At 72.1% G+C, this 22,225-nt stretch carries 23 protein-coding genes; 11 read left to right on the top strand and 12 right to left on the bottom strand.

The features are described 5' to 3' along the window. Positions 1 to 21 precede the first annotated feature (21 nt). Positions 22 to 972: a BadF/BadG/BcrA/BcrD ATPase family protein gene (locus ABZX22_RS07710; RefSeq protein ID WP_354906796.1), complete on the bottom strand. Its 951-nt coding sequence runs from the start codon at positions 970 to 972 to the stop codon at positions 22 to 24. Positions 973 to 1,125: 153 nt separating this feature from the next. Between ABZX22_RS07710 and ABZX22_RS07705 the strand changes: the two genes are divergently transcribed. Genes ABZX22_RS07705 through ABZX22_RS07690 form a run of 4 tightly spaced genes read left to right on the top strand, consistent with a single transcriptional unit; the run spans position 1,126 to position 5,211 of the window. After that, positions 1,126 to 1,989, top strand: coding sequence for a MurR/RpiR family transcriptional regulator (locus ABZX22_RS07705; RefSeq protein WP_354906795.1), 864 nt, complete (start codon positions 1,126 to 1,128; stop codon positions 1,987 to 1,989). Between the two features lie 3 nt (positions 1,990 to 1,992). Continuing rightward, complete coding sequence (ngcE, locus tag ABZX22_RS07700) at positions 1,993 to 3,429, top strand: N-acetylglucosamine/diacetylchitobiose ABC transporter substrate-binding protein (protein WP_354906794.1); 1,437 nt, start codon at positions 1,993 to 1,995, stop codon at positions 3,427 to 3,429. A 1-nt stretch (position 3,430) separates the two neighbouring features. Then, positions 3,431 to 4,327, top strand: coding sequence for a sugar ABC transporter permease (locus ABZX22_RS07695; RefSeq protein WP_354906793.1), 897 nt, complete (start codon positions 3,431 to 3,433; stop codon positions 4,325 to 4,327). Continuing rightward, a complete protein-coding gene (locus ABZX22_RS07690; protein WP_354906792.1) occupies positions 4,327 to 5,211 on the top strand; it encodes a carbohydrate ABC transporter permease in 885 nt (294 codons plus the stop codon). Before ABZX22_RS07695 ends, ABZX22_RS07690 begins: the two co-directional genes overlap by 1 nt. Positions 5,212 to 5,225: 14 nt before the next feature. Here the strand turns inward: ABZX22_RS07690 and ABZX22_RS07685 are convergent, their stop codons facing one another. The 3 genes from ABZX22_RS07685 to ABZX22_RS07675 form a co-directional block, all read right to left on the bottom strand. Continuing rightward, complete coding sequence (locus ABZX22_RS07685) at positions 5,226 to 5,489, bottom strand: hypothetical protein (protein WP_354906791.1); 264 nt, start codon at positions 5,487 to 5,489, stop codon at positions 5,226 to 5,228. Between the two features lie 52 nt (positions 5,490 to 5,541). Beyond that, positions 5,542 to 5,922, bottom strand: a complete 381-nt coding sequence (locus ABZX22_RS07680; protein WP_354906790.1) for a VOC family protein — start codon at positions 5,920 to 5,922, stop codon at positions 5,542 to 5,544. Between the two features lie 234 nt (positions 5,923 to 6,156). Beyond that, positions 6,157 to 7,107 (bottom strand): LysR family transcriptional regulator, encoded by a 951-nt coding sequence (locus ABZX22_RS07675; RefSeq protein WP_354906789.1) that lies wholly within the window; start codon positions 7,105 to 7,107, stop codon positions 6,157 to 6,159. A gap of 213 nt (positions 7,108 to 7,320) precedes the next feature. On the opposite strand from ABZX22_RS07675, the gene ABZX22_RS07670 reads away from it, so the two are divergent. After that, positions 7,321 to 9,264 (top strand): ATP-binding domain-containing protein, encoded by a 1,944-nt coding sequence (locus tag ABZX22_RS07670; RefSeq protein ID WP_354906788.1) that lies wholly within the window; start codon positions 7,321 to 7,323, stop codon positions 9,262 to 9,264. Here the strand turns inward: ABZX22_RS07670 and metE are convergent. Beyond that, a complete protein-coding gene (gene metE / locus ABZX22_RS07665) occupies positions 9,230 to 11,368 on the bottom strand; it encodes a 5-methyltetrahydropteroyltriglutamate--homocysteine S-methyltransferase (protein ID WP_354906787.1) in 2,139 nt (712 codons plus the stop codon). The genes ABZX22_RS07670 and metE overlap by 35 nt on opposite strands. Positions 11,369 to 11,413: 45 nt before the next feature. Here metE and ABZX22_RS07660 point away from each other — a divergent pair, with 45 nt between their 5' ends. After that, a complete protein-coding gene (locus tag ABZX22_RS07660; RefSeq protein ID WP_354906786.1) occupies positions 11,414 to 12,247 on the top strand; it encodes a LysR family transcriptional regulator in 834 nt (277 codons plus the stop codon). On the opposite strand, the gene ABZX22_RS07655 is transcribed toward ABZX22_RS07660, so the two are convergent. Beyond that, positions 12,189 to 12,914, bottom strand: a complete 726-nt coding sequence (locus ABZX22_RS07655; protein ID WP_354906785.1) for a DNA alkylation repair protein — start codon at positions 12,912 to 12,914, stop codon at positions 12,189 to 12,191. The two genes, ABZX22_RS07660 and ABZX22_RS07655, sit on opposite strands and share 59 nt — an antisense overlap. Continuing rightward, the gene (locus ABZX22_RS07650) at positions 12,911 to 13,576 is read right to left on the bottom strand and encodes a TetR/AcrR family transcriptional regulator (protein WP_354906784.1); all 666 of its coding nucleotides are present in this window, start codon (positions 13,574 to 13,576) and stop codon (positions 12,911 to 12,913) included. Before ABZX22_RS07650 ends, ABZX22_RS07655 begins: the two co-directional genes overlap by 4 nt. A 97-nt stretch (positions 13,577 to 13,673) precedes the next feature. Here ABZX22_RS07650 and ABZX22_RS07645 point away from each other — a divergent pair, with 97 nt between their 5' ends. Then, positions 13,674 to 14,810 carry an acetyl-CoA C-acetyltransferase gene (locus ABZX22_RS07645; protein ID WP_354906783.1) on the top strand — a complete coding sequence of 379 codons (1,137 nt, stop codon included), beginning with the start codon at positions 13,674 to 13,676 and terminating at the stop codon, positions 14,808 to 14,810. Here the strand turns inward: ABZX22_RS07645 and ABZX22_RS07640 are convergent. After that, positions 14,807 to 15,277 (bottom strand): MarR family transcriptional regulator, encoded by a 471-nt coding sequence (locus ABZX22_RS07640; RefSeq protein ID WP_354906782.1) that lies wholly within the window; start codon positions 15,275 to 15,277, stop codon positions 14,807 to 14,809. The genes ABZX22_RS07645 and ABZX22_RS07640 overlap by 4 nt on opposite strands. A gap of 88 nt (positions 15,278 to 15,365) precedes the next feature. Between ABZX22_RS07640 and ABZX22_RS07635 the strand changes: the two genes are divergently transcribed. From ABZX22_RS07635 to ABZX22_RS07625, 3 genes are all read left to right on the top strand, one after another. Continuing rightward, a complete protein-coding gene (locus ABZX22_RS07635) occupies positions 15,366 to 15,779 on the top strand; it encodes a DoxX family protein (protein WP_354906781.1) in 414 nt (137 codons plus the stop codon). A 174-nt stretch (positions 15,780 to 15,953) separates the two neighbouring features. Further along, positions 15,954 to 17,462, top strand: a complete 1,509-nt coding sequence (locus ABZX22_RS07630; RefSeq protein ID WP_354906780.1) for a glycoside hydrolase family 3 N-terminal domain-containing protein — start codon at positions 15,954 to 15,956, stop codon at positions 17,460 to 17,462. 4 nt (positions 17,463 to 17,466) lie between these two features. Beyond that, positions 17,467 to 18,138 (top strand): pentapeptide repeat-containing protein, encoded by a 672-nt coding sequence (locus ABZX22_RS07625; RefSeq protein ID WP_354906779.1) that lies wholly within the window; start codon positions 17,467 to 17,469, stop codon positions 18,136 to 18,138. Positions 18,139 to 18,224: 86 nt separating this feature from the next. On the opposite strand, the gene ABZX22_RS07620 is transcribed toward ABZX22_RS07625, so the two are convergent. The 4 genes from ABZX22_RS07620 to ABZX22_RS07605 are packed head-to-tail and all read right to left on the bottom strand — an operon-like array spanning position 18,225 to position 21,433. Further along, complete coding sequence (locus tag ABZX22_RS07620) at positions 18,225 to 19,253, bottom strand: nitronate monooxygenase (RefSeq protein WP_354906778.1); 1,029 nt, start codon at positions 19,251 to 19,253, stop codon at positions 18,225 to 18,227. Then, complete coding sequence (locus tag ABZX22_RS07615; RefSeq protein WP_354906777.1) at positions 19,250 to 19,933, bottom strand: CoA-transferase; 684 nt, start codon at positions 19,931 to 19,933, stop codon at positions 19,250 to 19,252. The genes ABZX22_RS07620 and ABZX22_RS07615 overlap by 4 nt, the downstream gene beginning before the upstream one ends. After that, entirely contained in the window at positions 19,920 to 20,693 is a 774-nt protein-coding gene (locus tag ABZX22_RS07610) for a CoA-transferase (RefSeq protein WP_354906846.1), read from the bottom strand. Before ABZX22_RS07610 ends, ABZX22_RS07615 begins: the two co-directional genes overlap by 14 nt. Positions 20,694 to 20,701: 8 nt before the next feature. Then, on the bottom strand, positions 20,702 to 21,433 hold the full coding sequence (locus ABZX22_RS07605) for an enoyl-CoA hydratase family protein (RefSeq protein ID WP_354906776.1): 732 nt from the start codon (positions 21,431 to 21,433) through the stop codon (positions 20,702 to 20,704). A 45-nt stretch (positions 21,434 to 21,478) separates the two neighbouring features. On the opposite strand from ABZX22_RS07605, the gene ABZX22_RS07600 reads away from it, so the two are divergent. Beyond that, positions 21,479 to 22,222, top strand: coding sequence for an SDR family oxidoreductase (locus tag ABZX22_RS07600; protein WP_354906775.1), 744 nt, complete (start codon positions 21,479 to 21,481; stop codon positions 22,220 to 22,222). Positions 22,223 to 22,225: the final 3 nt, after the last annotated feature.

Here is a 22,225-nt window from a genome sequence, read left to right as displayed (position 1 = left end):
ATGCTGGGGCGCGGGACGGGATCAGCCGGTGAAGGCGGCGTGCCGGGCCGCGGCCTCGGCGGCCGACAGCAGCGGCAGGGCGGCCAGCCAGGCGGCGGCTCCCGCCCCGTCGCGGGCCGTGCTGATCTCGGCGTCCCACCGCCGCTCCAGCTCCGCCCGTACCGCGTGCCGTACCGGGCCTTCGCTGGTCAGCACCGAGCCCGCCAGCACGATGGGCCCGCCGTCGTAGACCCTGGCCACGGTCTCGGCGAGGTGCGCGGCGGCCCGCTCGGCGATCTCGAGGGCCATCGGGTCGCCCGCGCTCGCGGCCTGGCTGACCAGGGCCGACAGCGGGCCGAGCGAGGTGCGGTCGGCCTGGGCGAACCTGACGAGGCGCTCGGCCTCCCTGCGGGGGGTGGGCCCGCGGTCGTCGCCGAGGAAGCGGGCCACGACCAGCTCGGACAGCAGCCCGCCCCGGTCGCCGCGGTCGAGCGCGTGGACGACGGCCTTGGCCGCCTGCCTGCCGATCCAGAAGCCGGAGCCCGCGTCGCCGAGCAGCCAGCCGAGCCCGTCGGACAGCGCGTCGAGCTCGTGCCCGGTCACGCGCGCGGCGACCGCTCCGGTGCCGGACAGCAGCAGCGTGCCGGACGGCGCCGCCGAGCCCGCCGCGTAGGCGATCGGCACGTCGTTCACGAGCCGGGGACCCGCGGTGATCCCGTGGCCGGCCCACAGCTTGCCGAGGGCGGCGCCGAAGTCGGTGACGTTGCCCGCCACGCCCGCCAGCGAGCGCGACACCCGCGCGGGGTCGACGCCTTCCAGGGCCTCGGCGAGCGCCGCCCCGATCGCGGCCGCCGCGGCCTCGACGCCGTGGGCGCTGGGGTTGCCGCCGCCCGCCTTGCCGTAGCCGAGCCTGGTGCCGTCGAGCGTGTGCACGGCCACCCGGGAGGACGTCGCGCCCGCGTCGACACCGACCACCACGTCACCGTGTTTCACGGCCCACCCACCTACTCGCTCTCGCCGCCATCGGGCACCGGTCAGGACTTCGTCACAGGAAGCCGTTACGCACGTGTCACATCCTGGGTCTTGACGCGACCTCATTGCAAGAATAATTTTCGCCGCAAGGTCCGGTATTCGGAAGGAATATTCGTGCCATCTGGTGCCCTCGGCCGCGTCGAGACGGAACTGCCCGGTCTGCCGGAAGCCCTGCGCAGGGTGGGCGAGGTGATTCTGGACGATCCCGCCGAGGCCGCCAGGTCCACGATCGTCGAGCTGGCCGAGCGGGCGGGCAGCTCGCCCGCCACCGTGACCAGGTTCTGCCGGGCGTTCGGCTTCTCCGGCTACGCCGAGCTCCGCGTCGTGCTGGCGACCGAGACGGGCAGGGCCGCCCAGGCCGGCTGGGGTGCTGGGGTCGGCCAGGACATCGGCCCCGACGATCCGCTCGACGCCGCCGTCGAGGTGATGGCCGCCGCCGACGCCCGCCTGATCCAGGACACCGCCGCCCAGCTCGACCTGGCCGTCGTCGGCCAGGTCGCCGACGCGATCGTCGCCGCCCGCCGGGTGCTGCTCGTGGGCGTCTCCACCAGCGGCGCGGTGGCCACGATGTTCGAGGGACGGCTGCGCCGCATCGGCGTTCCGTGCTGGAGCTCGGGCGACGCGCACGTCTCCCTGTCGGACGCGGCGCTGCTCGGGCAGGGCGACGTCGCGATCGGCATCTCGCACCGGGGCCGCACCCGCGAGGTCATGGAGGCGCTGGCCGAGGCCCGCACCCACGGCGCGATCTGCGTCGCGGTCACCTCCTTCGCCCGCTCACCCCTGGCCGAGCTGGCCGACCTGGTGCTCACCACGGCCAGCAGGGAGACCACGTTCCGTCTCGGCGGCCTGGCCGCCGTGCACTCGCAGCTGTTCGTGCTGGACGCCGTCTACGTGGCGGTCGCCCAGCAGACCTACGAACGCACCAATCAGGCCTTCGAACTGACCATCAAGGCCGTGGAGAGTCATCGACTGGAGTAGCCCATGCCGAACACCCCCCAGTTCACCTCCCAGAACACCCCGCAGATCACCCGCCGTCAGCTTCTCCGCAGTGCCGTCCTCGTCCCCGCCGCGGGCGCGCTGGCCGCCTGCGCCACGCCCGCCCCGCCGGCGGCCACCTCGGCCCCCGCCGCGGCCGTGCCCACCAGCGCCGCCAACCCGTTCGGGGTCGCGGCCGACAAGCCGCTGGAAGTCTGGATCTTCGACGGCGGTTTCGGCAGCGCGTACGCCAAGGACATCCACCAGCCGCTGTTCGCCGCCAAGTACCCCAAGGCGCAGATCAAGCACAACACCACCAAAGAGATCACCAAGGTCCTCCAGCCCCGTTTCGCCGGCGGCAACCCGCCCGACGTCATCGACAACTCGGGCGCGAACGCCATGGACTTCGGCGCCCTCGCCCAGGACGGCCAGCTCCTCGACCTGACCCCGCTGCTCGACGCGCCCACGTGGGACGACCCTTCGGTCAAGGTGCGCGACACCATCGACCCCGCCGTGATCGACATCGGCACCTATGACGGCAAGTTCAGCGTGCTCGGCTATGTGAACTACATCTTCGGCATCTGGTACTCCAAGAAGGCCTTCGACGAGAACGGCTGGCAGGCGCCGAAGACGTGGGAGGAGTTCGTCGCGCTCTGCGAGGCCATCAAGAAGTCCGGCAAGATGGCCCCCTTCACCTACGCGGGCAAGTTCCCCCAGTACCTGTACGAGGCGTTGCTGACCATGGCGGCCAAGATCGGCGGCAACGAGGTGCTGGTCAACATCGACAACCTCGAGGACGGCGCGTGGACCACCGACGCCATGAAGCAGTCGGCCACCCGGTGGGCCGAGGTGGGCGCCAAGTTCCTCATGGAGGGCACCGCGGGCCTCGACCACGTGCAGACGCAGACCGCGCAGAACAAGTACGAGGTCGCCATGCTCCCCTCCGGTTCCTGGCTGGAGAACGAGCAGAAGGACACCACGCCGGCCGACTTCGCCTACCAGATGTTCGCCATCCCCGACGTCACGGGCTCCGACAAGATGCCGTACGGCACGCTGCACTCCCAGCCGGGCGAGAACTTCATCGTGCCCGCCAAGGGGGCCAACCCGCAGGGCGGCATGGAATACCTGAGGGCCATGCTGTCGAAGAAGGCCGCCGGCGACTTCAGCGAGCTGGTCAGGACCGTCTCGGTGGTCAAGGGCGCCGGCGAGGGCCGGGCGCTGTCGCCGGGCGTCAGGAGCGCCTCCGACGCCGTGGCCGCCGCGGGCGCCAACACCGTCTACTGGCGCTGGGAGCGCTGGTACGCCCAGCTCAAGGACGAGGCCATCGCCGCCACGGGGCAGCTGATGAGCGGCGGGCTGACCGCCGACAAGTACCTGGAGCGCATCCAGAAGAAGGCCGACGAGATCAAGAAGGACTCCTCGATCAAGAAGTACTCGCGCTGACATGCTGCGCCGTCGCCTCTTCATCGCCTCCTTCCTCGCGGCGCCGGTCACGCTCTACCTCGTCTACGTGATCGCGCCGTACCTGCAGGCCTTCTACATCGCGATGACCGACTGGCGCGGCGTGTCCGCCGCGCCGCGGTTCGTCGGCCTCGACAACTTCCGGCGGCTGCTCGACGACGGGATCTTCTGGAAGGCGGTGTCGCACAACGCGCTGCTGCTGGTGCTGCTGCCGCTCATCACGATCGTCGTGGCGCTGTTCTTCGCCTTCCTGCTGAACGTGGGCGGCAAGGGCATCACGGGCGTGGCCGGGTCGAAGGTCTACCGCGTGGTGTTCTTCTTCCCGCAGGTGCTGGCCGTGGCCGTGGTCGCGGTGCTGTTCCAGCAGGTCTTCCGGCCGGACGGCAGCGGCATGCTGAACGGCCCGCTGATGGCGCTCGGCCTGCCGCCGGTGGGCTTCCTGTCCGACCCGTCGATCGCGTTCTGGTCGGTGCTGGGCGTCATGGTCTGGCAGGCGGTCGGCTTCTACGTGGTGCTCTTCTCCGCCGGGCTGGCCTCGATCCCCGGCGACATGTTCGAGGCCGCCCAGATCGACGGCGCGGGACGCCTCTCGCTGTTCTTCCGCATCACGCTGCCGCTGCTGTGGGACACCGTCCAGGTCGCGTGGGTGTACCTGGGCATCCTGGCCCTCGACGTCTTCGCCATCGTCTGGGTGATGACCGACCAGCACGGCGGCCCCGACTTCTCGACCACCGTCATGGCCGCCGAGATCTACCGCAACGCCTTCCAGTACTTCCGCTTCGGCTACGCCTCCGCGCTCGGCGTCGTCATGTTCTTCTTCACCATCGGCTTCGCGATCCTGGCCCTGCGCCTTTCGCGTCGGGAACGAATCGAGTACTGATGTACCTCTCGCGCAAGCGTCTCGCGGTCGAGCGGCGCCGCCGGCTCGGGCCGCTGTCGGTGCTCACGCACGTGGCCCTGCTGGTCTGGACGGTCCTGGTGGTGGTGCCGATCCTGTGGACCTTCCTGGCGTCGGTCAAGAGCGAGGACGAGATCTTCGGTGACGCGTGGTCGCTTCCGGCCGCCGTCCGGTGGGACAACTTCGCCAGGGCGTGGGAGCAGGCCCACATCGGCCAGTACATGCTCAACAGCGTCATCGTGGTGTCGTTCAGCACCTTCGGCACGATGCTGCTGGGGTCCATGGCGGCCTACGTGCTGGCCCGCTATCCCTTCCGCGGCAACCGCGCCTTCTACCTGCTGTTCGTCTCCGGCCTGGCCTTTCCGGTCTACCTGGCGCTGACCCCGCTGTTCTTCGTGGTGCAGAACATGGGCCGGGTCATCCCCTTCGTCGGCCTGAACACGCACGCGGGCCTGGCGCTGGTGTACATCGCCTACTCGCTGCCGTTCACCGTGTTCTTCCTGGCCGCCTTCTTCCGCACCCTGCCGACCGCGGTCGCGGAGGCGGCGCTGGTGGACGGCGCCTCGCACACGCGGGTCTTCTTCCAGATCATGCTGCCGATGGCCAGGCCGGGAATCGTGAGCGTCACGATCTTCAACGTGCTCGGCCAGTGGAACCAGTACCAGCTCCCGCTGGTCCTGCTGCAGGAGCGCGACAAGTGGGTTCTCACCCAGGGCATCGCCGACATCTCCACGGCCGCCGGCTACGACCAGGACTGGTCGGCGCTGTTCGCCGCGCTGACCCTCGCCATCCTCCCCATGCTCGTCGTCTACACCGTCTTCCAACGGCAGATCCAGACCGGCCTGACCGCGGGCGCGCTCAAGTAGCGGTGCCGCCGTGCTCAGTCCGGCGGCTCGATCTGCTCGTCCACGCGTGACTGCGCCGTCGATCCGTCCCACAGCCGTTCCCGGTGCGCGGCCTGCTCGGGGTCGCCCTCGGCGGCCCCCTCGCCATGACCGGGGCGGACGGGCGCCGCCTCGGCCTCGGCCACGACCTGGGCGTCGCGCTGGTCCACCTCGTCCGGGTAGTCGTCGTCGTTCAGCGCCCGGTCCACGCGCTCGGCCGCCTCTTCCCCCGTGTACCTGGGATCAGGTGTCTCGCTCATGACGGTGCAGCTACCCACCAACCGGATGAAACACCATCACCCCGGCGCGGATTCAGGACGGCAGTTGCTGCAGCGTCCAGGTGTTGCCGTCGGGGTCGCTGAACCAGGCGTAGGAGACCGTCGGCTTGCCCGGCGCGGTCATGTCCTCCACCTCGCCGATCTCCAGCCCTCTGGACACCAGCGCGGCCCGCGCGGCGTGGATGTCGGAGACCACCAGGTGCAGCCCGCGCACCACGCCGGGCGCGGTGTCGACCAGGCCGGTCCCGATCGCGATGGAGCAGGCCGAACCCGGCGGCGTGAGTTGCACGACCCTGAACTCATCGCTCGGCGAGAAGTCGAGGTCGCAGACGAACCCGGCCTTCTCCACGTAGAACGCCTTGGCACGGTCGACGTCCGAGACGGGGACGGGGATCAGTTCGAGCTTGAGGTCCATGCGCGCTCCTGACGGTCCTGACAGGGGAAGGCTCCCCGCCGGGAGCCGCTCCCCAGTGTGATCGCCTTCGCGCCGCCCTGACAGGCGTTCGCCGCGATCCGCAGGAGCGCACCGGTCACCGCCCCGCGCCGGTCATCGCCCCGCGCCGGTCATCGCCCCGTGCCGGTCATCGCCCCGTGCCGGTCATCGCCCCGCGCCGGTCATCGCCCCGCGCCGGTCATCGCCCCGCGCCGGTCACCGCCCCGCGCCGAGCAGCGCCTCGTCGGCGGCGGGCAGCCAGGAGCCCGCCGGGCGGTGCATCCATCCCTCCTCCTCGGCGACCGCCCGGAAGAGCGCGGTCAGCCCCAGATGCCGCAGCCCAGGCCGGTGCACCAGGCTGACCAGCGACAGCGGCACGGGGTCGACCAGCGGCCGGACCGTGACGCCGTCGATCTCGCCCCATCCCATGCTGGTCAGCACCGCCTCGCCGTGCCGCCGCATGTAGACCAGCAGTTCTTCGAGCCCGATCGGGGGCGCGTGCGGCTCGGCGACCGTCAGGCCGAACTCCTCGGCCAGCAGCCTGCCCAGGTCGGTCCACTCGGTGGTGTTGGGGTTGCCGCCCATGACGTCGAGCGGGTAGCCGGCCAGCACGCCGAGCGGCACCTGCTCCAGCCGTGCCAGCGGGTGCCCCTCGGGCAGGATCACCGCCATCGGGTGCAGCCTGACGGGCACCTGGACCAGGCGCGCCCGCGTCTCGGCCGCCAGTCCCGCGAAGCGGCCGAACGACACGTCGGCGGCGCCCGCCAGGATCGCCGCCGCCCCGGCGGACAGCCCGCCGTGGAAGCGCGCCACGATCTCCGCCTCGGGCGCCAGCTCGCGCGCCCTGACCAGGTAGCGGGGCAGCGCCGCGCCGGGGCTGTTGAGGTCGACGAGCAGCGGCCCCGCGGCCCCGCGCATCGCGCTGACCAGCTCGTCGTGGACGGCCAGCAGCCGCCTGGCCAGCGGCGTCAGTCTGACGCCCGCCTCGGTCAGCTGGACCTGCCGGGTCGACCGGGTGAACAGCACCACGCCCAGGTGCTCCTCCAGGCGGCGGACGTCGCGGCTGAGCGCCTGCTGCGCCAGGTAGAGCCGGGCCGCGGCACGGCCGAAATGGAGCTCCTCGGCGACCGCGACGAACACCCGCAGGAGTCGGGGGTTGATGTCCATCGCCCAAGATTAACCACAGAAAGGCGTTAATCCGGACGGCAAAGGTGTTGGACGCCCTATGCGGTTCGGCGGAAGCCTGGAGGGCATGGTTCTCCGTTTCTTCCGCTCCTTCGGGCTCGCCCCGGCACAGGCCTTCACGCTCCTCTCGCTGCCGCAGGGCGGCCCCTGGCTTCCGTGACCGAGTTAAAAACGTAACTGAGTTACACTTATGGGATGACCGAACTCGAGACCGAGCGCGCCTACGTCGGCGACTGCAGGAAAGGGCTCCAGCGGATGCTCGAGGGCGCCCGCGACACCGTCATCGGGGGAGAGACCGTCGCGGGCGACCGCTACAGCGCCGAGCGGCTCGGCCGCCACCTCAAGAGCCTGGCCAAGGAGCTGAGCGAGGCCCCCGACGGACCTCCCTTCTTCGGCCGCCTCGACCTCGAGGACGGCCGCCGCCACCACATCGGCCGCCGCCACATCTCGGGGGAGACCGGCCACCCGCCCCTCGTGATCGACTGGCGGGCGCCGGTCTCCACCGCCTTCTACCGCGCGCACGCGGGCGACAGACGCGGCGTCCGCATGCGCCGCAGGTACGGCTGGGCCGACCTGACCCTCACCGGCTTCGAGGACGAGCACCTCGACGGCCGCCCCCAGGCCGCCAGCGCGATCCTCGCCGCCGAGATCGAGCGGCCCAGGGTCGGGCCGATGCGTGACATCGTCGCCACCATCCAGCCCGAGCAGGACCAGCTGGTCAGGGCCGAGCTGGACCGGTCGATCTGCGTGCAGGGCGCCCCTGGCACCGGCAAGACGGCCGTCGGCCTGCACCGGGCCGCCTACCTGCTCTACGCCCATCGGCAGCGGCTCGACCGGCACGGCGTGCTCGTCCTCGGCCCCAACAGGGCCTTTCTCGGCTACATCGGCGCGGTGCTGCCCGCCCTCGGCGAGGTCGACGTCGAGCAGACGACGGTGGACGACCTGCTCCAGCGGGTCCGCGTGACGGGCACCGACTCCGTCGAGGCCGCGACCGTCAAGCACGACGAGCGCATGGCGGCGGTGCTCAGGAAGGCGCTGTACGGGCGGATCGCCAAGCCGGCCGAGCCGGTGGCGGTGCGCGACGGGGCCTTCGTGTGGCGGGTCCAGCAGGAGGACCTGCGGCGGATCGTCGACGACGCGCGGCGGGCGGCGCTGCCGTACCGGACGGGGCGGGAGCGGGTGCTGTCGCAGACGGTCGCGCTGGTCGGACGCCAGGCCGAGCTGCGCGGCCGCACCGCGACCGCGGCCTGGACGCGCGCGATGACCAGAGGGGTGACGGCCGCGATCGACGCCGTGTGGCCGAACGTGAAGGCGGAGGAGGTGCTGGCTGGGCTGCTCGCCGACCCGAGCGGCCCCGCCGACGGCATCCTCACCGCCGGGGAGCAGCAGGTCATCACCCGCGCGCGCACGCGCTGGACGGCGGCGGACGCGGTGCTGATCGACGAGCTCGACGGATTGCTCGACCGTCCGAAGGGCTACGGGCACGTGATCGTGGACGAGGCGCAGGACCTGTCGCCGATGCAGTGCCGCGCCATCGCCCGCAGGAGCGAGTACGGCTCGCTGACCGTGCTCGGCGACCTGGCCCAGGGCACCACGCCGTGGGCCGCGGCCGACTGGGCCGACCAGCTGAAGAACCTGGGCAAGCCGGACGCCACGGTGATCGCGCTGACGACCGGGTTCCGGGTGCCCGCTGCGGTCGTCGAGCTGGCCAACGGGCTGCTCGACGACCTGGGCGCCGACGTGCCGCGCACCCGCTCCTTCCGGACGGAGGGACAGCTTCTGCTGCGGCCGGCCGGCCAGGCGGCGGCGGCCGTCACCGCGGCCATGGCGCACGAGGGCTCGATCGGGGTGATCGCGGCCGACCGCGACCTGCCCGGCCTGGTGACGCGGCTGCGCGCGGCGGGCGTGGACCTCGCGCCGGTCGACCAGCCCGGCGCGAGGGTCACGGCGGTGCCGGCGAGCATGGCCAAGGGGCTGGAGTACGACCACGTGGTGGTCGTCGGGCCCGAGGCCATCGTCGCCGCGGAGCCGCGCGGCCTGAACCGCCTCTACGTGGCCCTCACCCGGGCGGTCTCGCGGCTCGACGTGGTCGGGCCGCTGCCGGTCACCCGGTCCGGCGCAGCGCGCGGGCCGCGCTGACCACGTTGGCCAGCGACGCCTCGACCTGCTCGTAGGTGCGGGTCTTCAGGCCGCAGTCCGGGTTCACCCACAGCCGCTCGGCGGGCAGCACCTCGAGCGCGGCCCTGAGCAGCGCGGCCACCTCGTCCTCGGCCGGCACGCGAGGGGAGTGGATGTCGTACACGCCCGGCCCCAGGCCGCGGGAGTAGCCGCCCACGCCGCCCAGGATGCGCGCTCCCGACCTGGCCGACTCGATCGTGGTCACGTCGGCGTCCAGGCCGTCGATCGCGGCCAGGATCTGGTCGGCGTCCGAGTAGCACAGGTGGGTGTGGATCTGGGTGCGGTCGGCGGCCACACAGGTGGCCCTGCGGTAGGCGGCCACCGCCCACTCCAGGTAGTCCGCCTGGCCGCTCGCACGCAGCGGGAGCAGCTCGCGCAGCGCCGGCTCGTCCACCTGGATGACGGAGATGCCCGCCGCCTCCAGGTCGCGCACCTCCTCGGCGATGGCGTCGGCGACCTGCCAGGTCACCTCGCGCAGCGGCAGGTCGTCGCGGACGAACGACCACGCCACGATCGTGACCGGCCCGGTCAGCATGCCCTTGACCGGCTTGCCGGTCAGCGACTGCGCGTAGCCCGCCCACCGCACGGTGATGGGGGCGGGCCGGCGCACGTCGCCGTGCAGCAGCGGCGGCCTGGTGCAGCGCGAGCCGTACGACTGGACCCACCCGTGCCTGGTGACGGCGAACCCGTCGAGGTGCTCGGCGAAGTACTGCACCATGTCGTTGCGCTCGGGCTCGCCGTGGACGAGCACGTCGAGGCCGAGCCGTTCCTGGAGCCTGATCGCGCGCTCGATCTCCTTCTCCACCAGTGCCTCGTAGTCGGCCACCGGCAGCGTCCGGTCGGCGCGGGCCGCCCGTAGCTCGCCGGTCTGGGGGAAGGAGCCGATCGTGGTGACCGGCAGCGGCGGCAGGCCGAGATGCTCGGCCTGCGCCCTGGCCCGCACCGGGTAGGGGCTGCGGGCGGGCGGCGCGGCGCTCTCCCGGCGCGGCGGCGCCGCCTTCTTCTCGGCCGCCGGGGTGGCGCCCTCGGCGAACAGCCGCGCCAGCGTGACCACCTCGGCCACCTTCTCCTCGGCGAACGCCAGCCGCTCGCGCAGCTCGGGCGCCAGCTCGTCCTCCACCGCCACCGTGTACGGCACGTGCTGCAGCGAGCACGAGGTGCTCACCACCACCCGCTCCGCCCGTACGGCACGCAGCGCCTCCAGCGCCCCGGCCGGAGCGGTCCGCCACACGTCACGCCCCGACACCACGCCGGCCACGACCGTCTTGCCCGGCAGCACGGGCACCCGGCCGCCGCGCACCAGGTCCACCCCGATCGCCTCGACGGGCGTGGCCGCCAGCACGGGCAGCGCCTCGCCGAGGTCGCCGAAGTAGCTCGCCACCAGCAGGCCGGGCCTGGCCGCCGCCGACCCGAGACGGTCGTAGGCGGCCCGCACCGCCGCCAGCTCGGCCGGAGTCCGGTCGCCGACCAGCGCCGGCTCGTCGAGCTGCGCCCACGCCACCCCTTCGGCGGCCAGCGCCGACAGCAGCTCCTCGTAGCAGTCCAGCACCTCGTCGAGCCGGTCGAGCGCCCCGGCCAGCAGCAGGAAGGTCACCGGGCCGACCACCACTGGCCGCGTCTCGAACCCGAGCGCCCTGGCCTGCCGTACCTCGTCGAGCGGCTTGGCGGCGTCCAGCTTGAAGACGGTGCCGGGCCCGATCTCCGGCACGATGTAGTGGTAGTTGGTGTCGAACCACTTGGTCATCCGCAGCGGCGCCAGGTCCCGGGTGCCGCGGGCCATCGCGAAATAGGGATCCTCGGCGTCCCGGTAGCGCTCGGGCACCGCGCCGAGCAGCACCGCCGTGTCGAGCACCTGGTCGTACAGCGAGAAGGTGTTGGAGGGCAGCCCTTCCAGCCCGAGCTCGGCCAGCCGCCGCCACGTCCGCTCGCGCAGGTCGGCGCCCACCCGCTCCAGCTCCGCGCGGCCGGTGCGCCCGTCCCAGTACGCCTCGAGGGCGCGCTTCAGCTCGCGGTTCGGCCCGATCCGCGGATAGCCCAGGACGGTGGACGAAGGAAAAGAAGTCATGGGCCCACCGAACACGGACGGCCGGTCCGGGTGCATCATGAATTGATGCTGCTTATGCTTCGGGAGATCCAGTGTTTCGAGCGCGTCGCCGCGCTGCGGAGCTTCTCCCGTGCGGGCGCCGAGCTGGGGATGTCGCAGCCCGCGGTCAGCCAGGCCGTCACCCGCCTGGAGAAGGCGCTGAACATGCGGCTGTTCGACCGGTCGGCCCGGGCGGTACGGCTGACTCCCGAGGGCACGGCGCTGCTCGGCCCCGCGCACCAGGTGCTCGACAGCGTGCGGTCGTTCGGCCATGAGGCGGCACGGCTGGCCAGGCCGGTCATCCATCTGGCTTATCCACCGCTGGCGGGGCCGCTCGTGGCGCGCATCGCCCGGAGGCTCGCGGGACGCGGGATCGCGGTCGAGCTCCTGGCGGCCGGGCGTGGCGCGGCGGCGAAGGCACTGGACGCGGGCGAGGCGTCGGCGGCCATCGTGGCCGTTCCCGCGCCGCCCAGGTTCGTCACGGGCGCCCGGTTCCACGTCAGCGTGGACCGGCTGGCCGTACCGGTGGACCACGCGTGGCGGTCCAGGGTCACGGCCGCCGAGCTGGGCGGCCGTGACGTGCTGATCCCCGGCGGGCGCTGGACGGGACTGCCGGGCAGGCACCGGCAGGTGGCCGACGACGACTTCGCCGCGGCGCTCGACCTGGTCGCCGCGGGAGCGGGGCTGCTGCCCATCCCGCAACTGGTCGCCAGGACCGTGCGCCGCGACGACATCAGGTTCGTCCCGCTGGAGGCGGGGGAGCTGCGCCTGACCTACACGCTGGCGTGGGCGGGGGAGGCGGTCACGCCGGAGCTGATGGCCCTCGTCCAGGCGGTGCAGCAGGCGTTGTGGACGCGGTGACGTTCTTCAACGCCTCGCGCCGGCTCAGCCCGCTGATGCCCTTGGCCTCGACGTAACGGACGACCTCACGGGGGTTGGTCTTGGCGTACTCGCGCAGCGCCCAGCCGATCGCCTTGCGGGCGAAGAAGTCGATGTCGGACAGGCTCGGCTCGATGCAGGCGTAGAGCAGCGCCGTGTCGGTGCGCTCCTTGAACCTGTTCTGGGCCAGGATCGCGGTGCGGCGCTTCCACAGGTTCTCCGTGTGCGCCCACTCCAGCAGCAGCGGCCGCATCGCGCCGGGGTAGGCGGCCAGCAGCCCGCCCACCCGGTGGGTGGCGATCTCGTCGACCAGGTCCCACCACGCCCCCGAGACGACCATCTCCTCGTACATCGGGACGGTGTAGAGGGTCTGGTACTCCCGGTAGTGGCGGGAGCCCGACAGCTCGATCGCCGCGTAGCGCTCCTCGCGGAACTCCGCCTCCCGCCACAGCTCCAGCACCGTGCGCCGCCACTCGGGCGCGCTCTCGACGCGGTGCTCGGCGAAGACCCGCTTCAGCGCCGCCTTCCTCGGCACGGACTGCACGCCGAGGAAGGGCATCTCCGACTTCATGTACGCCTGCATGGCCGGAGCCTTGTTCGGCTCGGCGATCTCCCGCAGCGCCAGCCGTACCGCCTTGGCGAGGCTCATGCCTGGGACTGGGTGGTCCGCTCGCCGGTGGCCAGGCCGTCGAAGAGCACGGTGATGTAGTGCTCGGCCAGGCCCGTGGTGTTGAGCCTGCCTCCGGGCCGGAACCAGCGCACGGCCACCCAGATCGTGTCGCGGATCATGCGGTAGGTCAGCTTCGGGTCGACGTCGGCGCGGAACTGCCCGGCCGCCTGCCCCGCCTTGATCTGCCGCACCCACATCTGCTCCACGTCGTCCTCGGCCTTGACGAGGTAGTTGAAGCGGGGGAACTGGCGCAGGTAGTTCCAGTCGTTCTGCATCACGGTGATCGCGGCCCGGTGCGGCTCCAGCGTGCCGAACCCGATGCGGACCATCTCCGACAGCACCGTGCGCGGGTCGCCGCCGCTCTCCTGGGCCGCCCGGTAGCGGGCGATCAGGTCGTCGAGGAAGGTGGACAGCACCTCGTCGACGATCGTCTCCTTGGAGTCGAAGTGGTGGTAGAGACTTCCTGAGAGGATGCCGGCCTCGTTGGCGATCTCGCGAACGGTCGTCGCCTGGAAGCCCTTGCGTGCGAAGATCTCCGCGGCGAGCTTCACGAGGTGGTCACGGCGCTCGGAGGCCGATCCCGACGCGGCGGCGCGCTTGGTCTTCGGCGGCGCGGCGGTCGGGTTCTTTCGCGTTGTCACGCCTCCATTATGGGCCTTTGCGCAATCGCTTGTTCACCGAACACCCGCAGCTCACCGGCGGTTCCTATACGAACCAAGCGCTTGCTAGGATTCGGTCATGAGTGAGGCCTACATCGTCGGCGCGGTCAGGACCCCCGTGGGGCGCAAGAACGGCGGCCTGGCCGGGGCGCATCCCGCCGACCTCGGCGCCCACGTCATCACCGCGGTCCTGTCCGGCGTCGACCCTGCGGCGGTCGACGACGTGATCTTCGGCTGCGTCGACACGGTCGGCCCCCAGGCCGGTGACATCGCCCGCACCTGCTGGCTCGCGGCCGGTCTGCCGGAGGAGGTGCCGGGGGTGACCGTCGACCGGCAGTGCGGTTCCTCGCAGCAGGCGCTGCACTTCGCGGCCCAGGCGGTGCTCTCGGGCACGGCCGACCTGGTGGTGGCGGGCGGCGTGCAGAACATGAGCATGGTCCCGATCTCGTCGGCCATGACCTTCCCCGGATTCGACACGCCGTTCTCCGGCTCGAAGGGCTGGGCGGCGCGGTACGGCTCGCAGGAGATCTCCCAGTTCGCCGGCGCCGAGCGGATCGCCGCCTCGTGGGGCATCACCCGCCAGGAGATGGAGGCCTTCGCCCTCGCCTCGCACGAGCGGGCCCTGCGCGCCATCGACACCGGACGGTTCGCCGGGCAGATCGTCCCGTACGAGGGCGTCGCGGTGGACGAGGGCCCGCGCAGGGACACCTCGCCGGAGAAGATGGCGGCGCTGCGCCCGCTGCTGCCCGACGGGTCACTGACGGCCGCCCTGTCCTCGCAGATCTCCGACGGGGCCGCCGCGCTGCTGGTCGCCTCGGAGCGGGCCGTACGCGAGCACGGGCTGCGGCCGCGCGCCCGCGTTCACCACCTGTCGGTACGCGGCGCCAACCCCGTCGTCATGCTCGACGCGCCCATCCCCGCCACCGAGCACGCGCTGGCCAGGGCGGGCATGTCCATCGGCGATTTCGACGCGGTCGAGATCAACGAGGCGTTCGCCTCCGTGGTGCTGGCCTGGCTGAAGGCGACCGGCGCCGACCCCGCGATCGTCAACCCCAACGGCGGCGCCATCGCCCTCGGTCACCCGCTGGGCGCCACGGGCGCGGTGCTGGCGGTGAAGCTGCTGCACGAGCTGGAGCGCACCGGCGGACGCTACGGCCTGCAGACCATGTGCGAGGGCGGCGGCCAGGCCAACGTCGCCATCGTCGAGCGCCTCTAGGAGGGCAGGGAAGGCCCGCGCATCGCCTGGCGGGCCTTGCCCATGGCCGCCGTCATCGCCTCCAGTTCCTCGGGGGTGAGCAGGTCGATGAGGAACCTGCGCACCACCTCGACGTGTCCTGGCGCGATCTCCTCGAGCAGCCCCGCGCCCGCCTCGGTGAGCACCGCGAGCACGCCCCTCTCGTCGGCGGGGCAGGTGGTGCGCTCCACCAGGCCGCGCTTCTCCAGCTGGGCGATCTGGTAGGTCAGCCCGCTCTTCGACACCACCACCCCGCGCGCCAGCTCCGTCATCCGCATCCGCCGCTCGGGGGTGGCCGCCAGCAGGGTGAGGATCTCGTACTGCGGGTGGGTGAGGCCCGCCGCGCTCTTCAGCTGCTCCTCGATGCGCCTCTCCAGCAGGTGTGAGGCGACCAGGAAGGCCTTCCAGGCGGCCATCTCCTTCGCCTTCAGCCATCGTGTTTCGCTCACGTTCGCCAGTCTATGAGTTGTTCGGATTTGAACGACTGCCTAGGATGGGGTTGTTCAAATCCGAACAACAATGACGGAGGCATCCACCATGGCCCGATCAATCACGCTGCTCCTCGCCAGGCTGGCCATCGGGGTCACCTTCCTGCTGCACGGCTGGGCGAAGTTCACCTCCATCGGCATCTCGGGCGTCAGCGCCATGTTCGAGCAGGCCGGTGTCCCGCTGCCGTCCCTGGCCGCCCCGGCCGTGGCCCTGCTGGAGGTGGCGGGCGGCGTCGCGCTCATCGCCGGCGCCGCGCTGCCGGTGGTGGGCGCCCTGCTGGCCCTCGACATGGTCGGCGCGATCGTCTTCGTCCATCTGTCCAACGGCTTCTTCGCCGACAAGGGCGGCATCGAGCTCCCGCTCGTCCTCGGCGCGGCCTGCCTCGCGCTGGCGTTCACCGGCGGGGGAGCGCTCGCGGCCGACGGCCTGTGGCAGCGCCGCAAGGAGACCGTCGCGGCGTGAGGCCTGCGCGCACGCACCCCCGCAGGGTTGCCGCGTTCGACGGGGGGCGGATCCCGCCGGACGGAAGTGGTCCGTACACTTGCCGGGTTCGTCACGGAGGGTCGCGGAGCCGGACGCGCTGACGTCCGAAAATGAGTCTAGAAAATAGGAAACTTTCCTATTAGATTTCGAGTCATGCCCAACCCTGGCCGCGACTTGCTTCGCCTTGCCGACTCCGTCATCCTGCCCGGATTCGTGGGGACGACGCCCCCCGACTGGCTCCGCCGCCGGCTGTCCGGCGGCCTGGCCGGGGTCGTGCTCTTCTCCCGCAACATCGCCGAACCCGCCCAGGTGGCGGCGCTGACCTCGGCGCTGCACGCCGAGAACCCCGCGGCGCTGGTGGGCGTGGACGAGGAGTCCGGCGAGGTGACCAGGCTCGAGGCCGCCCAGGGGAGCAGCCGGCCGGGCAGCTACGCGCTCGGCGTGGTCGACGACGTCGCGCTCACCGAGGAACTCGCCCGCGACCTCGGGCGTGACCTCGCCACGGCGGGGATCACGATCGACTTCGCCCCCTCGGCCGACGTGAACTCCAACCCCGGCAACCCCGTCATCGGCCTGCGCGCCTTCGGCGCCGACCCCGAACTGGTGGCCAGGCACACCCGGGCCTTCGTCAGAGGGCTGCAGGCCACCGGCGTGGCCGCCTGTGCCAAGCACTTCCCCGGCCACGGCGACACCGCCGTCGACTCCCATTACAGTGTGCCGGTCGTGGCCGGAGAGATCGAGGAGCACCTGTCGCCCTTCCGCGCCGCCATCGACGAGGGCGTGCGGGCGATCATGACGGGCCACCTGCTCGTCCCCCGCTACGACGATCAGCGGCCCGCCACGCTCAGCCCCCACGTGCTGACCGCTCTCCTGCGCGAGGAGCTCGGCTTCGACGGCGTGGTCATCACCGACGGGATCGAGATGGCGGCCGTCTCCGGCGCGTACGGCGTCGGCGGCGCGTCGGCCATGGCGATCGCCGCGGGCGCCGACGCCATCTGCGTCGGCGGGGAACGGTCGGACGAGGCGACAGCCGTCGAGGTGCGCGACGCGATCGCCCACGCCGTCCTGGAGGGCAGGCTGCCCGAGGAGCGCCTCGCCGAGGCCGCGCGCAGGGTCACAGGCCTCGGCGCGTGGTCGGCCGCGACCAGGGCGGCGCAGCGCGCCCGCGGCGGGGCCGAGGAAGGGCGCGCGGTCGAGGGCGAGATCGGCCTCATCGCCGCCCGCCGCGCCGTCAGGGTCACCCGCAGGACGGCCGCGCGCGTCCTGCCGCTGACCGTCGCGCCCCAGGTCGTCGAGTTCTCCCCGGAGATGAACCTGGCCATCGACAAGGGCACGCCGTGGGGTGTGGGCGAGCCGCTGAGCAAGCTCCTGCCCGGCACCACCGTCACCAGGCTCACCGCCGAGGAGTCGCGCGCCGCCGTCCTCGAGAACCTGATCAGGGCCGCCACGGACCGCCCGCTGGTGATCGTCGCCCGCGACGCCCACCGCCACCCGTGGCAGGCCGAGGCGATCAGCCACCTGCTCACCGCCCGCGCCGACGCGGTGGTGGTGGAGATGGGCCTGCCCGAACGCGCCGACCTCGGCGCGGTCCACATCGCGACGTACGGCTCGGCCAGGGTCTGCGGCCAGGCCGCCGCGGAGGTGATCACCGGTACCCTCTGACGTCGTGGACTTCGACGGCGAGGACTTCTCCCACCTCTCGATGACCGACCGCCTCCCCGCGGACGAGCCGCACGTCTTCCGTGACTGCGACCTCACCGCGACCGACTTCTGGGGCGCGTCGCTGGCCGGGGCCAGGTTCGAGTCGTGCGTGCTGGAGCAGACCGACTTCCGCAAGGCCGACCTCGACGGCGCGGTGTTCACCGGTGGGGGAGGGCTGCGGACCAGGTTCGCCGACGCCGACCTGCTCGACGCCGTCTTCACCGACGTCGACCTGTCCTCGGCGCACTTCGGCGGCGCGCTGCTCACCGACGCCGCCTTCACCGGCTGCCGGATGATCGGCGCGTCGCTCACCGGGTCGAGGGGCACCGGGTTCACCCTCGCCCGCTCGAACCTGACCATGGCCAACCTGGGCGGCTGCTCCCTGCGCGGTCAGCGGCTCGACGGCATCAGGTTCGACGACGCCGACCTGTCGGGGTGCGACTTCACCGAGGCCGTCCTCAGCGACTGCCGCCTGGTCGGCACGAGGGTGCTCCAGACCGTCTTCGCCAAGGCCGACCTGCGCGGCGCCGACCTCGGCCAGCCCGACGACGCCAAGCTGCGCGCCCTGTCCGGGGCGATCATCAACCAGGCGCAGGCCAACGCGATCCTCGCCGCACGCGGCCTCACCGTGGTGTGAGCCCGCAACCGGACGGCGTGCGCCCGTGCGAGCTCACCGTGGTGTGAGCCCGCCCCCGGCACCGGACGGCGTGCGCCCGTGCCGGCTCAGCGCGGCGTGAGCCGCCGCAGCGTCTCGTCCGCCTCGGCCATGATCCGCCCGATCAGCTCCTCGCACGAGGGCAGGTCGTCGAGCACGCCGACCACCTGCCCCGCCGCCATGACGCCGAGATCGGTACGGCCGTCGACCATGGCCGCCCGCAACAGCATCGGGGTGTTGGCCGCCTGCAGCACCTGGGACCAGGTCAGGTCCCTGCCCTTCCGCATCCCGCGGCCCTCGGCCAGCAGGTGCGCCCAGGACAGCGCCGACAGCCGCTTGAAGCGGGCGGCGTTGACGACCGCGCGCAGCAGGCGGGCGCGTTCGAGCGAGGCGACGAACGGCGTGGCGAGCACCCGGTGCGGCACCCCGTCGACCTTGCGGGTCACGAGCGTGTCGGTGGCCTCCAGGTAGAGCCGCTTCACCTGGTCGGGTACCGGGGAATCGGAGGTGAGCAGGAAGCGGGTGCCCATGGCGATGCCCGCCGCGCCGTACGCCATGGCCGCCACCAGGCCGCGGCCGTCGAAGAAGCCGCCCGCGGCGACGACGGGGATGTCGACGGAGTCGACGACCTGGGGCAGGAGCAGGGTGGTGGGGATCGGCCCGGTGTGCCCGCCGCCCTCGCCACCCTGGACGATCACGGCGTCCACCCCCCACGCGGCGACCTTCTCGGCGTGGCGGCGCGCGCCGACGGACGGGACGGTGACGACGCCCGCCTCCTTCAGCCTGGCGATCAGCTCCCGGCGCGGGGCGAGGGCGAAGGAGGCGACCCTGACACCCTCGCGGATCATGACCTCGACCCGTTCGTCCGCGTCGGCGGCGTCGGAGCGGATGTTGACGCCGAAGGGCGCGTCGGTGCGCTTCTTCACCTCGCGGATCGCGGTCGTCATCTGGTCCAGGGACATGGTGGAGGCGGCGATGACGCCGAGGCCGCCCGCCGCCGAGGTGGCCGCGGCCAGCCGGGCGCCCGCCACGTAGCCCATGCCGGTCTGCACGATTGGGTACCGGCAGCCGACCAGGTCGGTGAGTGCGGTTCTCACAGCGACTCGCCGCGCAGGCCGCCGGGGTCGAGCGTCTCCAGGATGCGGCGCTCCTCGTCGGTCGGCAGGCGGGTCGTCGGCACGTCGGGCGGAACGGCCAGCTCGAAGCCCGTCGCCGCCACCACCTCGGCCACGCTGACGCCCGGATGGACCGAGACCAGCCGCATCGACCCGTCGGGGGCGCCCAGGTCGAGCACCGCCAGGTTCGTCACCACTCTGCGGACCATCGGGCCGCCCACGCCGGAGATCATGTCGACCTTCTCGACGAACACCCGCGGGCCGTGCCGGGGGATCCAGTAGCTGGTGGGGCAGCAGACGGTGTTGCCGGGCGCCCCCCGCACGCCCAGGAGCTGGGCCTTCGGCCGCTCCCACGGGCCGATGCAGGAGATGTTGGTGTTGCCGTGCCTGTCGATCTGCGAGGCGCCGAGGAACACGTGCCGCCTGCCGTTCAGCGCCAGCCACAGGTGGTCGCGCACGGGCAGCCAGCCCTCCACCACGCCGGGCGCGTCGCCGGTCAGCAGGCACACGCCGTCGGTCGTGATCAGGTCGGGCTCGAACGTCATCCTGGCCAGGCGCGCGGCCAGCATCGTGATCGGCCCGCCGATCCCGGCAGCCACGATCTCGCCGTCGCCCCTGAACGCCTCGGCGCAGGCGACCACGCACACATCAGCCCTGCTCATGGTGATACTCCTGCCACGGGGTCGTCGCGTAACGGCGCTGCTCTGCCTCGTCCCTGCCGTAGTCGGGCTCGCACGAGGTGAAGCCTGCGCCGCCGGGGGCCTCCACCACGCCGGTCACGAACGACCTGCTGATCAGCAGCGACTGCACCGGCCCCTCCTTCAGCAGGTCGGCGCTGTCGACGAGCCGCTCGCAGGAGACGTAGCAGCTCGTGGCGGCCTTGGCGTAGAGGTCGTCGAAGTAGGGGTCGGGGCCGAGATACTGCGCGTTGCCGCGCCTGTCGGCCCTGTTGAGGTGCACCAGCGCCACGTCCATGGTCAGCGCGGGCGCCGCGACCAGGTCCTCCTCCGTGTACGGCGAGCGCACGGTCCGCAGCTCGGGGTTGACGCGCATGACGTCGGAGCCGAGCCCCGCCCTGGTCGGCAGGAAAGGCAGCCGGTGCGCGGCGGCGAGCAGGCCGAACATGAACATGCCCTCGTCGTACTCGGTGAACTCGATCGCGCCCTGCTGGCGGGCGGTCCTGAAGTGCGGTTCGAGGGGGATGGTGTCGAGCGTCACGAAGGGGGCCACGACCTTGCGCACCTTGCCGGCGGCGCACAGCATGCCGACGTCGGCGCCGCCGTACGAGATGATCGTCAGGTCGGTGGCGGGCGCTCTGAGCAGGGCGCCGACCAGCGCCATCGGCTTGCGGCGCGAGCCCCATCCGCCCACGCCGACCGTCATGCCGCTCTCGATCCTGGCCGCGACCTCGTCGGCCGTCATCACCTTGGTCACCGCAGGAACCTCTCCCTGTGCTCGTCGCCCGCCCCCATCAGGTTCAGCTCGAAGGTGAGGCCCTGCTCGAAGCGGTAGCTGTGCTTGACGTCCATCGGGTCGATGCCGTTGAGCGACTCCTTGGCGCGCCGGATGACGTAGGGATCCTTGTCGGCGATCACGTCCGCCACCTCCATGGCGACCTCGACCAGCTTGTCGCGGGCCGTCACCCGCAGCACGGAGCCGAAGGCGTGCAGCTCCTGCGCGGTGACGTTCCTGCACGTGTAGACCATGGCGCGCACGAGGTGCTGCGGCACCAGCCGCGCCAGGTGGGTGGCCGCGCCGAGCGCGCCCCTGTCGACCTCGGGCAGGCCGAAGTAGGCGTCGTCGCTGGCGACCACGATGTCGGCGTTGCCGGCCAGGCCGACGCCGCCGCCGAGGCAGAAGCCGTGCACCGCGGCGACCACCGGCACCGCGCAGTCGTACACGGCGGCGAACGCCTCGTAGCAGCCCCTGTTGGCGCCGACGAGCGCGGAGTGGCCCGCGCTCCGCTGCATCTCCTTGATGTCCACGCCCGCGTTGAATCCGCGGCCCTCGGCTCTCAGCACCACGACCCTGGTCCCGGGGTCCTGCCCCGCGGCGTGGACGGCCCGCGCCAGGTCGTGCCAGTCCCGCACCCGCAGCGCGTTGACCGGGGGGACGTCGACGACCACCTCGGCGATCGGCCCCGCCCGCAGCGTGATTCCCATGACGCTCCTGTTGTTACCTAACGCTTGCTTGGTACCGTAGCATCCGTGATCTCCTACGACTACACCGGCAAGGTGGTCCTGGTGACGGGCGGCACCAAGGGGCTCGGGCGGGGGATCGCCCGCGCCTTCCGGTCGGCGGGCGCCGAGGTGGTCGTCTGCGCCAGGACCCCGCCGGACGAACCCGTCGACGGAGCCGGTGTCCGGTTCGTCCGGGCGGACGTGCGCGACCCCGAGGACCTGGAACGGCTGTTCGACGGGCTCGACCGGCTGGACGTGGTGGTCAACAACGCCGGCGGCGCGCCGTACGCGATGGTCGCCGGCACCTCGCCCCGCCTGCACGCCCGCGTCATCGAGCTCAACCTGACCGCGCCGCTCCTGGTGTCCCAGCGGGCGCACCCGCTGCTCGCCGCCACGGCCGGCGCGGTGATCATGATCGGCAGCACGAGCGGCACCCGCCCGTCCCCTGGAACCTCCGCGTACGGCGCGGCCAAGGCGGGCCTGCACCATCTGGCCGCCTGCCTGGCTGCCGAGTGGGCCCCCGAGGTCAGGGTGAACACGGTCGTGGTCGGCCTGGCCAGGACCGAGAACGCCGGCGAGCACTACAGGGACAGGATCGAGGTCCTCAGTGCGACCATCCCGGCCGGGCGGATGGCCGAGCCGGACGACGTCGGCGAGGTGTGCCTCTGGCTGGCGGGTGCCCGTTACGTCACGGGGGCGCAGGTTCTCGTGCACGGGGGCGGCGAGACCCCTGCCTGGAAGTGGCTGGCATCTGATGAAATCTCCCGATAACCC

Origin of the sequence: Nonomuraea sp. NPDC003804 (assembly GCF_040610675.1) — a bacterium.
GTDB lineage: Bacteria > Actinomycetota > Actinomycetes > Streptosporangiales > Streptosporangiaceae > Nonomuraea.
This window is presented reverse-complemented; position numbering and strand designations above follow the sequence as displayed.